This is a genomic window from Archangium minus (assembly GCF_044360475.1).
Taxonomy (GTDB): Bacteria; Myxococcota; Myxococcia; order Myxococcales; family Myxococcaceae; genus Archangium; species Archangium minus.
Map to the genome: position 1 here is coordinate 12,965,621 of NZ_CP043494.1, position 12,243 is coordinate 12,977,863.

10 protein-coding genes and 3 pseudogenes are annotated in these 12,243 nt (G+C 65.5%); 4 read left to right on the forward strand and 9 right to left on the reverse strand.

Features of this window, described 5'->3' with window-relative positions; translation table 11 throughout:
* Positions 1 to 149 precede the first annotated feature (149 nt).
* The gene (locus F0U60_RS53575; RefSeq protein ID WP_395812266.1) at positions 150 to 551 is read left to right on the forward strand and encodes a RidA family protein; all 402 of its coding nucleotides are present in this window, start codon (positions 150 to 152) and stop codon (positions 549 to 551) included.
* Positions 552 to 573: 22 nt separating this feature from the next.
* On the opposite strand, the pseudogene F0U60_RS53580 reads toward F0U60_RS53575, so the two are convergent.
* A pseudogene (locus F0U60_RS53580) lies at positions 574 to 738 on the reverse strand (alpha/beta hydrolase fold domain-containing protein); the annotation flags it as partial.
* Between the two features lie 250 nt (positions 739 to 988).
* Positions 989 to 2,182 carry an FAD-dependent monooxygenase gene (locus tag F0U60_RS53585; protein WP_395812267.1) on the reverse strand — a complete coding sequence of 398 codons (1,194 nt, stop codon included), beginning with the start codon at positions 2,180 to 2,182 and terminating at the stop codon, positions 989 to 991.
* A 184-nt stretch (positions 2,183 to 2,366) separates the two neighbouring features.
* On the opposite strand from F0U60_RS53585, the gene F0U60_RS53590 reads away from it, so the two are divergent.
* Positions 2,367 to 4,415 carry a secreted glycosyl hydrolase gene (locus F0U60_RS53590; protein WP_395812268.1) on the forward strand — a complete coding sequence of 683 codons (2,049 nt, stop codon included), beginning with the start codon at positions 2,367 to 2,369 and terminating at the stop codon, positions 4,413 to 4,415.
* 114 nt (positions 4,416 to 4,529) lie between these two features.
* Positions 4,530 to 5,681 (forward strand): IS4 family transposase, encoded by a 1,152-nt coding sequence (locus tag F0U60_RS53595; RefSeq protein WP_395825874.1) that lies wholly within the window; start codon positions 4,530 to 4,532, stop codon positions 5,679 to 5,681.
* On the opposite strand, the gene F0U60_RS53600 is transcribed toward F0U60_RS53595, so the two are convergent.
* From F0U60_RS53600 to F0U60_RS53615, 4 genes are all read right to left on the reverse strand, one after another.
* Entirely contained in the window at positions 5,600 to 5,902 is a 303-nt protein-coding gene (locus tag F0U60_RS53600) for a DUF5953 family protein (RefSeq protein ID WP_395825877.1), read from the reverse strand. The genes F0U60_RS53595 and F0U60_RS53600 overlap by 82 nt on opposite strands.
* The gene (locus tag F0U60_RS53605; RefSeq protein WP_203408995.1) at positions 5,829 to 6,461 is read right to left on the reverse strand and encodes an ankyrin repeat domain-containing protein; all 633 of its coding nucleotides are present in this window, start codon (positions 6,459 to 6,461) and stop codon (positions 5,829 to 5,831) included. The genes F0U60_RS53600 and F0U60_RS53605 overlap by 74 nt, the downstream gene beginning before the upstream one ends.
* A gap of 3 nt (positions 6,462 to 6,464) precedes the next feature.
* On the reverse strand, positions 6,465 to 7,490 hold the full coding sequence (locus F0U60_RS53610) for a hypothetical protein (RefSeq protein WP_395812269.1): 1,026 nt from the start codon (positions 7,488 to 7,490) through the stop codon (positions 6,465 to 6,467).
* 523 nt (positions 7,491 to 8,013) lie between these two features.
* A complete protein-coding gene (locus F0U60_RS53615; RefSeq protein WP_395812270.1) occupies positions 8,014 to 8,961 on the reverse strand; it encodes a hypothetical protein in 948 nt (315 codons plus the stop codon).
* A gap of 554 nt (positions 8,962 to 9,515) precedes the next feature.
* On the opposite strand from F0U60_RS53615, the gene F0U60_RS53620 reads away from it, so the two are divergent.
* Positions 9,516 to 10,247 carry a LysR family transcriptional regulator gene (locus tag F0U60_RS53620; protein ID WP_395812271.1) on the forward strand — a complete coding sequence of 244 codons (732 nt, stop codon included), beginning with the start codon at positions 9,516 to 9,518 and terminating at the stop codon, positions 10,245 to 10,247.
* A gap of 228 nt (positions 10,248 to 10,475) precedes the next feature.
* Here the strand turns inward: F0U60_RS53620 and F0U60_RS53625 are convergent.
* The 3 genes and pseudogenes from F0U60_RS53625 to F0U60_RS53635 all read right to left on the reverse strand — a co-directional run.
* Positions 10,476 to 10,784 (reverse strand): annotated as a pseudogene (locus F0U60_RS53625) (tyrosine-type recombinase/integrase); the annotation flags it as partial.
* A gap of 51 nt (positions 10,785 to 10,835) precedes the next feature.
* Positions 10,836 to 11,261 (reverse strand): annotated as a pseudogene (locus tag F0U60_RS53630) (DUF1993 family protein); the annotation flags it as partial.
* Between the two features lie 18 nt (positions 11,262 to 11,279).
* Complete coding sequence (locus tag F0U60_RS53635; RefSeq protein ID WP_395812272.1) at positions 11,280 to 12,173, reverse strand: LysR family transcriptional regulator; 894 nt, start codon at positions 12,171 to 12,173, stop codon at positions 11,280 to 11,282.
* Positions 12,174 to 12,243 lie beyond the last annotated feature (70 nt).

Here is a 12,243-nt window from a genome sequence, read left to right on the forward strand (position 1 = left end):
CTGACTGTCAAGCCCAACCTGGATACGCGGCCCGTGCCGTGATGTTGCGCGGGGAGCGCGTGCATCGTTAGAGAGGGAAACGGCCACGACTTTTCCAACACATGCAACACAGCTGCACTATGGGCCAGGTGTATCCGCTGGGAGACCTCATGAACAAACCTGAATTCTTCGTCACCCCCGGCTATGGCGACCGCCAACGAAAGCTGTTGCACTATTCACAGGCGGTCAAGATTGGCAACCGGGTGGAGACCTCAGGCCAGGGCGGCTGGAACGATGAGTGGGAGTTCCCCGAGTCGCTCACGGATGAGATTGCCCAGGCGTTCCGCAACGTCGAGCGAACGTTGGCTACCGCCGGTGCGAGCTGGGAGCACGTGGTCCATGTGAATTCCTACCACGTGGGGTTTCCCGAAGAGGTCAACCGGGCCATGGCTGAGCAGTTCCGTCACTACATGCCCAACCACGCCCCCATCTGGACTGAACTGGGAGTCGCCGCCCTCGGAGACCCGAAGATGCGGGTCGAGATCCGCGTCACCGCCATTCTTCCGGAATGACTTTGAAGAGCGTGCCTGACCTCGCCGCGGCGAGCCCACCGCCCGCGCTCTCGCCGCCAATGGCGATCCTCCGCGCGTCCACGCCCAGCGCGTCGGCATTCGCATGCAGCCACTTGAGCGCGGCGTAGCAGTCCTCGACCGGACCCGGGAAGGGCGTCTCGGGCGCCAGACGATAGTCGACCGAGAGGCAGCGCCATCGATGGAAACATGTCCAAGGGTGGAGAAAGCCCTTTGTCTAACTGGCCGCCCTCGCCGCCGCAACCGCGCGGAGGATGGCCTCGGGCGTCGCGCGGTGGGAAACCCAAAGCACTCTGCATCAAGGGAATGCTCGCGCCCTTGCCCGCCTCTCCTGAACAATCTGCCCTTGCGACAAGGCTTGGTAAAATAGAACTCAGCGCTATTGAAACTGTTCCTTCGTGGCTGGGCGTCCCGCCGCTTCATGCGCCGTGCCCGTAATCGGGCAGGTCGATTTTCTCGGCGGGAGGTTCGAGCAGCTTGCCAGCGAGTTCCCGGAGGCCCGGCTTCGTCGCGAGGTTCAGGACGGCCCGCTGGAGCGCGATCCCCAACCGCGTCTGGGGCTGAGCGATGCGCGGGCCCAGCTTCGGCACGTCCTGCGCCTGCTCGACATAGGGCCGCATGATCCGCTCGTAGGCGGCGAAGGCCTCGGAATGGTCGTCATGGCGCGACAGCTCGCCCGCCAGCACATAGGCACCCACCACACCCAGGGTCGTGCCCATGCCACTGATCGGACTGGGGGCGTAGGCGGCATCGCCGACGAGGACGGTCCGGCCCTTCGACCACCGGTCGAGCCGCACCTGACCAATCTTCTCGAAGTAGAAGTCATCGGCGCGGGCGAGCCCCTCGAGCACACGCGGCGTTTCCCAGCCAGCATCGGCGAAGCGCTCCATCAGCACCTGCTTCTGCGCGTCGGGTGACAGCTTCTCGTAGCCGCAGGGCGCCTGCTGGAGGGTGAGCACTGCGTGCGTGCCGCCCCTCCGATCCGGGCGGAGGAACACGCTGCGCCCGCCGGGGGCGTTGTACCAGCGAGCGAGATCGCCGTCGTTCTCACCTTTTGGAATGCTGAAATAGCCCATGTAGAGGTCGAGCGGTCGCCGCCGGGCGGCATCCCCGAACAGGAGCCGGCGCGTGGACGAGCCAATCCCCTCGGCGGCGATGACGAGGTCGAAGCGGCGAGTGCCGCCATTCTTGAACGTGACCTCGATCCCGTTCCCCCGGTCATCGAGCGCCTGGATGGTGTCGCCGAAGATGTACTCCGCGGTGCCGCGACTGTGCTCGTAGACGAGGCGCGCGAGGTCACCGCGGAGGATTTCCAGCTCGGCGGTCGGACCCTTGCCACCGAACATGTCCCGATCGAATCGGGCCTTCACCTGGTTGTCGGCATCGACGAAGGCGATGCCCAGCTCGCCCGTGCCTGCCTCCATCGCGGCCCGCTCGAGTCCCATCCGCCGCAGCACCACCCGGCCGGCTCCACGCACGTCGATGTTCTGGCCGCCGTCGCGGAACCTGGGCGCGCGCTCGACGACAGTGGCATTCATCCCGAATCGGTGCAGCCACCAGGCAAGCACGGGGCCTGCGACGCTGGCTCCGGTGATGAGCACGGTGCGCGACATGGGCATCTCCTTCTTCCCGCGAGAACATTGACGCGGTGAGCAATCCTGTGGGCCCACCGGGATACAGGAACGCGCTGGTGGCCGGTGGCGGAAGTTCGCTCTCACCCCTGGGAGCGCGTGGTGCGCGACACTCGGGCCCTCCTATACTTTGGCGCTTCACCTCTCGAAGCGGAGTCTGCCAACGATGATGCGCCCGATCCTCGCGTCGATCTGCGCGTGCCTTCTGCTCGCTGCTTGCAGCGACACTCCCCCCAACAACCCTGGAGACAACCCAGGCGACACTCCCGTCCCGCGCGGTGCCTCCGTTCCCTGGGACGAATACGAGGCGGAGGCGGGCGTCTCCTCCGGAGGGGCCACGCTCGAGCAGACCCTCAGTGGCCCATGGCTGGAGGGCACGCTCTCCGGCGAGGCGTCGGGCCGCAAGGCGGTGACCCTGCAGGGTCCCAGCGACGCGGTCGCGTGGACGAGCCGCGTGAAGGCCAACTCAGTCCTGGTGCGCTACAGCGTGCCGGACGAGAAGGAGGCCCATCTGGATGTGTATGTGAATGACGCGAAGGTCGCCACGCTCACGGTGAACTCGGACTTCGCCTGGCTCTACACCGGCCCCAACAACACCCAGACGCACAACGCCCTGCCGCGCCAGCAGGTGGACGAGCTCCCTCAGAACCCGAGCGCCAGCGATAAGGGTTTTGGTCTGCAGCTGCCCTGGAACGCCGCGCACCACATCTACGACGAGGCGCACGTGCTGCTCGCGACCGACGGCGAGGCGACCATCAACCCGGGCGATGTGGTGAAGCTCGTCTCACCGGATGCCTCCGCGGCGCTCCCCGTCACCGTGGACTTCATGGATCTGGAGCTCGTGCCCGCGCCGCTCTCCGCCCCGGCGGACTATGTCGTCGTGAGCGAGTTCACCGAGGCCGCGGTGGTGCGGGCCCTGCGTGACGCCGTGAGCGGCGGCAAGCCCGGCATCTTCCTCCCGCCCGGCGACTACGTGATGGCCCACGAGAACCCGGCCGTCCCCAAGGTCTACGTTCCCGCCGGTCTGACCGTCCAGGGCGCGGGCATGTGGTACACGCGCTTCGTGCCTCCGCCCACGAAGGAGGTGGGCTACAACTACGAGTTCGGTTTCCGGCTGAGCGGCGACAACATCACCTTCCAGGACTTCGCCATCTTCGGCACCTGGCGCAACCGGACGGTCCGCTACAACAAGGCCGCGGCCGATCTCGGCAACTGGCCGTGGGACAGCTACGACGGCATCGGGCGCGCCTTCGACCGCTACATGCACAACAACGCGACCTTCAAGCGGCTGTGGATCGAACGGATGATCGTGGGCGGCTGGGTCGAGGGCGGCAACAACCTGCTGTGGCAGGACAGCCGCTTCCGCAACACCATCGCGGACGGCATCAACCTCTGCAACGGAACCACGAACTCGCGGATCGTGAACTGCACCGCACGAAACACCGGCGACGACGCCTTCGCCATGTGGTCCGCCATCACCTGGGACAGAGCCCCCATCCGTGACACGCCCTGGGTCCACCAGCCCGAGGGTCCCAATCAGGGCAATGTCATCGAGCGCTGCACCGCGGGGCTCATCTGGCGGGCCGCCGGGTTCGCGGTCTACGGCGGCCATGACAACGTGATCAAGGACTCGGTGGTCTATGACACCCTGCGCTACCCGGGCATCACCGTGGACAACGAGTTCGCGCCCCAGCACGAGTTCTCCGGGCTCACCACCCTCCAGAACCTGACGGTGGAGCGCTGCGGCGGCCGCATGTGGTGGGACGACGACGGCGTGCAGGGCGACGAGTCCGCGCGGCGCAAGTGGGGCGCGGTCTGGCTGTTCGCCGCCAACCCGTACTCTCCGGCCGAGCCGTACTCGCCCATCCGCTTCCAGGGCATCCGGTTGAAGGACGTCGACATCATCGACCCCGTCTATTCCGGAGTCATGGTCCAGACCACACAGGGACAGCGGATCGAGGACACCGAGTTCGACGGTGTCCGCATCGTCCTGGAGAAGTCCGGCGAGTTCGGCATGGAGGCCAATGACTCGCACAAGGCCCCGCCCAGCCCGCTCAGTGGGAAGATTGGCACCACGGGGTCAATCACCCTCAAGAACTCGAGCATCACCGGCGCTCGGGCGAATGCGGGAAACCTGTTCTCGAAGGATGAGGTCTCGACCGGGACGTTCTCGTTCAAGGATGGCGGCGGGAACAGCTGGACGGGTGCTCGCTAGGGTCACCGGTCTCCAGGGTCTTCCCTGAGGCATCCCCTCATATAGCAAGCAGGCGAGGAAGCGTGTATCTGGCCATATGGTTTGAGCAGTAGGGTCATGGGTGTTACCGGAGAAGTGGGTACTCAAGCCATCAACGAACAGCAGGTGCATGAATTCCTCGCCGGACTCTTCGGAGAAGACCTCCACGCCAAGAGGGTGTTGTCGCTCTCGCTGGCGACGCTGGGCGTCATCCACGCCGCGAGCCTCTCGGTGTACGCCATCGGGCAGGCCCTGGCAGTGGCGCGGGGGATGAAGGGCAAGCACGGGGTGAAGCAGGTGGACAGGTTGCTGTCCAACACGGGCGTGGACGTGTGGCACTTGTTTTCCCTCTGGGTGCCCTACGTCATGGGACAGCGCACCGAGGCTGTGGTGGCCTTGGACTGGACGGACTTCGACGAGGACGACCACACCACGTTGGTGGCCTCGCTGCGCACCGGACACGGTCGCTCTACTCCCCTGGTGTGGTTGACGGTCCACAAGTCCACGCTCAAGGGGATGCGCAATGACGTGGAGGACAGCGTCCTGCTGCGACTGCGGGAGTTGATTGCGCCCGAGGTGAAGGTGACGATTCTGGCCAACCGGGGCTTCGCGGACCAGAAGCTCTACGCCCTGCTCAAGGAGTTGCGCTTTGAGTACGTGGTGCGCTTCCGTCAGCGAATCATCGTCACCAGCGCCCAGGGAGAGCGCCGGAGCGCGGCGGAGTGGGTGCCGACCTCAGGCCACCTGCGCAAGCTCAAAGGCGCACGCGTCACGGCCGATGAGGTGCAAGTCGCCGCGGTGGTATGCGTGAAGAAGAAAGGCATGAAGGAGCCCTGGTGTCTGGCCACCAGCCTGACAGAGGCTTCCGGAGCCAAGGTGGTGGCTCTCTACAGTGGGAGATTCACCATTGAGGAGAGTTTCAGGGACGTGAAGGATTTGCGCTTCGGCATGGGCCTGTCCTCCTTCCGAATCGCGGAGACGGACAGGCGTGACAGGCTGCTGCTTCTGAGTGCCCTCGCGTGTGCCCTGCTGACGTTGCTGGGCGCTGCTGGCGAGAGCCTCGGCATGGAGCGCGACCTCAAAGCCAACACCTCCAAGAAGCGGACCTACTCCCTCTTCCGCCAGGGCTGCATGTACTACCAGGCTCTGCCCAACATGCCCGAAGCTCAGTTGCGGCCTCTCATTGAACGCTTCGCCCAACTTGTCTGCGAGCAGCTCGTTTTCCGTGAAGCCTTTGGCCTTTTATGAGGGGATGCCTCAGGTGCCGAACCGCAAGGGGCTGCGCGCCCGCCGATCTCCGGCAAGCGCTCGTAGGCCCGTTGGAGCGGGTCCAAGTGCGCGGGGTTGTCCAGGTCGAGCTGCGCGCCCGTGAGCCCGAGGCGCGCGACCTCCGTTCTACAACGGCATGCGGTCCTTCGCTCCTCCGAGCAGCTCGAACGCGGCGTCCCACGTCTGTGAATCGGATTCAGCGCGCGGCGGCAGACGGTAGTGGGCGGGTCGACCGTCCTCGTCCGGGGCCCTCGGATCGGCGCCCGCGTCGAGAAGCAGCTTGATCATCGGAAGGTCCAGCCGACGTGCCGCGTGCCCGAGCGCGGTGTATCCGGTCAGCCCGCCCCAGTCGTTGATCGTCCGAGTCGCCCCCGCGCCCAGGAGAAGAGTGGCCATGCCCACATTGCCCCTCTCTACGCATGCCCGCAGCGGCGTGTCCCCCTCGCTGCTGCACACGTTGGGCTCAGCCCCCGCCTTCAGGAGCGCTTCAACTGCCGCCAGCTCGTTTTCGCAGACGGCTACCAACAAGGGAGTCATATCCCGCTCGACGTCCCAGGCGTTGACGTCCGCGCCGTGCTCGATGAGCGCCAGGACCACATCGAATTCGCCTCCATCGGAGAGTTCGTTGATAGCCACCTGCAACGGACGCAACCCCGGCCACTTCGACTGCGGCTCGTTCGGATCGGCCCCTCCGGCCAGCAGCGCCCTGACCTGGACCGTATCGTGCCTCTTGATCGCTGCGATGAGTTCTTGCGACATACCTTATTTATCCGCCATCGGATGACCCGGAGCGCAATTCTCCTTTTCGAGCTTCTCGGCCTTTGTGATTGCCCGTTCGAGTTGGAGCATTATTTTCTTGTGGCCCTCATCGGGCTTTCCTCCAAAGCATTTTTTCTGAATTTCCCATCGCTTATCTACAATTTTCTCCAGAGCTTCGATACGTAGCCGGATGGCAGAGCACGGCGCCTTATCCATCTGTTTTGAGTTGGGCGCCTTCGGATTGAAGGGGGGAACTGACGCGCTGAGCTTATCCTTCTCCGCCTGAAGTGTGTCGAGCAGACTGTTCTTGCAGGTCTGATTCGCATGGCGAGGAATCCGGTCATACTCCTCCACACTGGTGTAGGGCTTCCCCGTCGCCGGATTGGTCTCAGTCCGCCAAGAGGTGGGAGCCGTGACCGCCGCAACCGGATCCGAATCAAAGTCCGGCACGACCTCCTCTGCTTCCTGACCCTCAAATTCCTCCATGAGCCGCCGTGACTCCTCCGCTACGTCCAGCAGTCGCGCCTCGTACTCCCGCTGGGCGTCGAGCCACTCCGGGCGGCGGTCGATGTCCGGCCCGGCGGTGCTGGAGGGGTAGAGCAGGACAAGGCCCACGAGCAACGGGCCCACCCGGGGGAGGAATTCGGCCAGCGTCCTGGCGCGTCCCGCCTGCGCGACGCCCTCCGCCCCTCTCGCCACCTCGGCGGCTTGCCCGCTCGCTTTCGCGGCGCGCGAGAAGCGCTCGAAGGCCCGTTCCGCTGCGGTGAGCTTGCGATTCAACTGTTCCCATTGACGCGGCTCGATGTCTTGGCGTGCCCGAAATAGCAGTGCCCTGGCCTTGTCTAGATCCGGCTTTCCAATCCACGACCGTTCCGGCGTCGGCTCCATCGGCGAGGAAACGAGCCGGATGCGCGGGCCCGAGGTGGGAGCCGACGCGAAGGCATAGGGCCGTGGCATCGACTGCGGGGCGGGCGCGCTAGCGCAGGCTGAGGCCAAGAGCAGAAGTACAAGGCAGGCTCGGAAACGCATGGGAAGGTCCTCCATTCGGGCTAGGACCTGCCGGGTCCTGGCGGGGCCGCTCGGAGTATGGCGGGGTGCCCTGACAGCTACGGACGAGCGCGCCGGGGGCTCAGAAGGGGCCAGGGGGCCGCAGCCGCAACTCGGGCTAGGGCGAGCGCGAATGCAGCGGGCAGCCCATGCTCTGCTGCGGTGGACACAGGTCGCCTGGCTGGGCGGCTACGCGCAAAGCCGACGAGCGCCTGGACAGCCTGAAGACCCGGCGGTGGAGCGAGAAGCGGATGGGGTTTTTGTCGTTTGCGTCTTCAACACGTCCAGGGCGAACGTCCTGCGCAGCAGCCCGGCCCAGTCCATACGGGGTGTGCGCTCCTTCCTCGGCTCCTCCACCGTCACTGCAAAGGCGGGGCTCTCCTCCTCCAGCCCCGGCTCCTCCCCTGCTTGAGACATCGGCGCGAGCACTACCGCGGAGCGCACCCAGGCCATCCGCCGGGCGGGTACGCATGAGGGGCTGTCGGGATCGCGCCGCGCGGCATGTTCAGCTCTGACTTTCCAGCGCCGCCCGCAGCTTGTCGTACGTCGGTGCGAGCGCCCGCAGCGCGGTGGCCGCCGACGCGTCGTCGCCGGTGACCAGCGGGTGCTGCGTCGAGCCGATGAGACGCGCCTGTTCGGCCGCGATCCGCGCGGCCTCGGCGTATCCGGCGCGCGCCAGGCAGGTTGCGGCGTCCGCGACTCGGCGCGCGCCGACCCGGATCGCGAAGTGGATCAGGTGGTCGCGCAGCTCTTCCTCGCAGCCGGTCTCGATGAGAGTCGCGAGACCTTCAGCGGCTTCGCCGTTGCCGAGGCTGCCCGGTGGCATGTTGTGGTTGCCATTCATCGACAGCCACCGGAGCGCTGCGGGGATCGACGCCCGGATGACGTCCTCATCCGATACTTCCGCGATCCGGGTGAAGCCGGTGCGCATCGTGTAGGGCTCGCCGTAGCTGAGCGTCTCGGCTCGCCAAGCTGTCATGAAGTCGCTCAACGGGAGGGAAACGTACGGATAACCCTGCGGGTCATGCATGAGCACGCGCTCGTCGTCTACGTCGAGGACAACGATGTAATGGTCGGCGCCGATAGGTCCATTCTTGCCCGGTTGATGCCGCAGATGCCCCATCTCCACTGGGCCAATAAACACCGGACCGTCCATGAGGGACGCTCTGAGGCGGGCGAGGGCCTCGTCGGCGCCGCCGCCTTGGGTGACCGTGGACGTCCAGCCCAGTGCGGTCAACGCGCCTTCGAAGCCCGCCTCGGGGTCCCAGCCGTACGGGTCGAAGAACGGCAGTGTGCCGCCGATCAGCTGCATCCCGAATGGGCTGCCAGTGGCGATCTCGATCACGGCCGTGGAGGGCGCATCATCGCCGAACATCATTGCGAAGGAATTGGCGTAGCAGTACGGCCCGGAGCCAGTGTAGGGAAAATGCGATGTCAAATTTTGAATGGGCATGGCCAAATCCTCTCGTTCTGTAGAGGAAATCGGAAGCATGGGTAAAAACAGAGGAAATGCAATATCAAAGGAGCAGGTGGCGATCGCGAGTTCGGGGAGGGGACCAGGTGATTTCCCGCGAGCCAAGCACGCTGACGATCGGCATGGCGGGCGGTACCGGGGAAGAGGAGGAGCGCCGGAGGGGCCAGCCTCCCAGGCAGCGAGGGCAACTCCAGGTGCTCCAAAAGCGCGCGCCCCCCGTTGGGTGCCGGGGCCGTCGTCCAGCTGGAGAGGGTTTCCACCGGTGGTCTGCGTTTTCCCGCAGGCCGGTCGCCGGGTCAGGCCGCCGGGGCTGCGGTGGTACATGAGGGGCGTGCCCGACGTTCTCGAAAATGGAGAGCCTGGCGTTCTTGTTCAGGGCAAGCATGCGGGTGGCCATCTGGGGACGAACAATGCCGTCCTTGGCGCCGGCCACCACGAGCATGCGGCGAGGCAGACCCCAGGCCTGGTCGACTCCGTCCGACCCGATACGGCCGTAACCGAGCTGCAGCGCTCGTGACGCCATCGCATTATAGGTGAGCATCCATGACCTCGCGGCATTCGCGACCCTGGCGGAAGAAGGAAGCTTCACGCGTGCGGCCGCGAAACTCGGGATGCCGCAGTCCTCCCTGAGCCGTCTCATCAAAGGACTCGAACAGAGGCTTGGCGTGAGGCTGCTCTCGCGCACGACTCGCAGCGTGGCCACCACGGAAGCAGGAGAAGCGCTACTCGCGACGCTGCGCCCGGCCCTGGACGAGATCGACGCGGGCCTGGCCGCTCTCAGCGCCGTGCGCGGAACGCCAGCGGGGACCCTCCGGCTGACGATGGTCAAGCACGCAGCCATGATGCTCGTGCGACCCATGCTGCCCAGATTCCTGGCCGCCTACCCGGACATCCAGGTCGAAATCGATATCGACGACGGCTTCACCGACACCGAGCATCGCTGTATCAACTACCGCCTGGCTTCAGCCGGCGCCTTGTATGCCTGGCGCTTCGAGAAACATCGCCGCCGACTGGACGTACGAGTGAATGGGCCGCTTGTCTATAATGATGGCGACATGATCCTGGTAGCCGCCGTGGACGGTCTGGGAATTGCCTACCTGTTCGAGGAGCTCGTCGCGGAGGCGATTGCCGACGGCAAGCTCGTGCGCCTTCTGGAGGACTGGTGTCCGTCCTTCCCTGGGTACTACCTCTACTATCCGAGCCGCCGCCAGCTCCGGCCAGCGCTGAGCGTCTTCATCCATGCGCTCCGAGCAAAAGCGCCCTGAGCCAGTATTCAGAGTCTGGTGAAGGCCCGGGCAGATCTTCTCTCTCCACCAGAATGAGAGAAGTCGTTGGCCCTGGTCAGACTCCGCCAGGCCCGCTCTGGGAGAGCCAGGCGGCGGGTTCGATTCCCGCCGCCTCCATCCCGAGAAGCCCAGCAAGCTTAAAGGGTTTCGGGGTTTTTCTTTGTCCTCGTTTTCATCATGTGCCCTCAGTGTGCCCCTCTGGCGTCTCTAGCCCAGAGCGGCGCGTGGCTGGGGGATGGGCCGATCCAATTCCTGCACCGCGCTCTCCCGCGCCTCGGGCGACAGGTGCGCGTACCTCATGATCATCTCGATGGTGGCGTGACCCATCAACTCCTGAATGACCTTGAGAGCAACGCCCCGCATCGCTAGGTGGCTGCCGTAGGTGTGCCGTAGGTGTGCCGTAGGTGTGCCGTAGGTGTGCCGTAGGTCGTGCCAGCCGATGGAACCCTCCGGGCGGCTGACTCCTGCCCTACGCAGCGCCCGCAGGAGCGGGTGCTTGGTCATCCCAGCGCGGAGGATGTCGTAGGCAGTGACGGCGCGGAAATGGAAGTTCGGCAGGGAAAACGAGAGAATGAACGTCTCCGACGTGAAGGCGAGCCTCCGCGGCCCGATCTGAAGGTCCAGGTCCTTGCCCGCGCATTGGTCGACCTCGTCGGGCGTGAACGCCTCCAGCGCCACTTCCGCTTTGCCGATCATCGCCTGCAGGTCGGCGAAAGGGACCGGTCCGACCAAGGCCGGCGGGGCGAACACACCGGTCTTAAGGGCTTCCACCCCCCACACGGAATGGTGCCATGTGGCTTCGACCTGAAAGTGGAAGGGCGCCATGTCGTCGAAAAGGCGCGCGTTCACGAAGTCGTCGGGATCAACACCCGTCTCAGCGCAGTGCTTGGCCGCACGGTCGAGAAAGCCTGCGACGGCCCTCAGGCACCGGGTTGATGACGGCCTCCCACTTCGAACTGAGCCGGCAGCCCCTGGGCACACGCCTGACGACATGCAAGGGCGGTCGTGCTCCTAAGGGGCGAATCCCGCAGAGCGCATGGACAGGTCGCAATGCTCAATCAGGAGTTCGGTCAGCACCCGGATCTTCCGTGCGGGATGCTGACCCGGCGGTCGAACCACGTACGCACCCGCCGCGGGTGGTGGATGCCGCGTCATGACGGGCACGAGGGCTCCGGAGGCCACGTGTTCGTCGGTGAGCCAGTCGGGCAGGAGCGCGATCCCGATGCCCGCTGTCGCAGCCGCGAGCAGCGCCACGCCGTTGTCGGCCTTGAAGCGTCCCTGCGGACGAACCGTGATGACCTCGTCGCCGTCCATGAACTGCCAGGTCTCGGTGCCCTGCATCAGGCACTGGTGAGCGAGCAGTTCCTGCGGGGTCTCGGGCGACCCGTGTGCCTGGACATAGGCCGGGCTCGCGACGAGCTTCCCGTGGATCGTGGCGATGCGTCGTGCGATCAGGTTGGAGTCCTGGATGTATCCCACCCGTATCGCGCAGTCGTACCCTTCGGCGATGAGATCGACGAAGCGATCGCTGTAGCTGGTCTGGATGTGAAGCTGGGGGTGGCGTCGCGCCATTTCCGCGAGCACGGGAGCGAAATGAGTCAGGCCGAAAGACAGTGGCGCGGCCACACGAAGACGTCCGCGAAGGTCACCGGCGGGAAGGATCGTCTCCCTTGCCGCGTCGATCTCGGCGCACACCCTGGCGGCGTGGTCACGGAACGTGGCCCCGGCCTCCGTGAGCGCAGCCCCCCGGGTGGATCGGGTCAGCAGTTGGACGCCGAGTTCTCCTTCGAGACGGACGAGCCGACGGCTGACGATCGACTTGGACACGCCGAGCCGCAGTGCCGCGGGCGAGACCCCGCCGGCATCAGCCACCTCCACAAACGTTCGCAGATCTTCGACGTCCAACTCAGCGTTCCACTTTCCGCGACACAGCTCGCCACGGAATCGTACTACCGCGTCGAGCGCCAGAACGCCA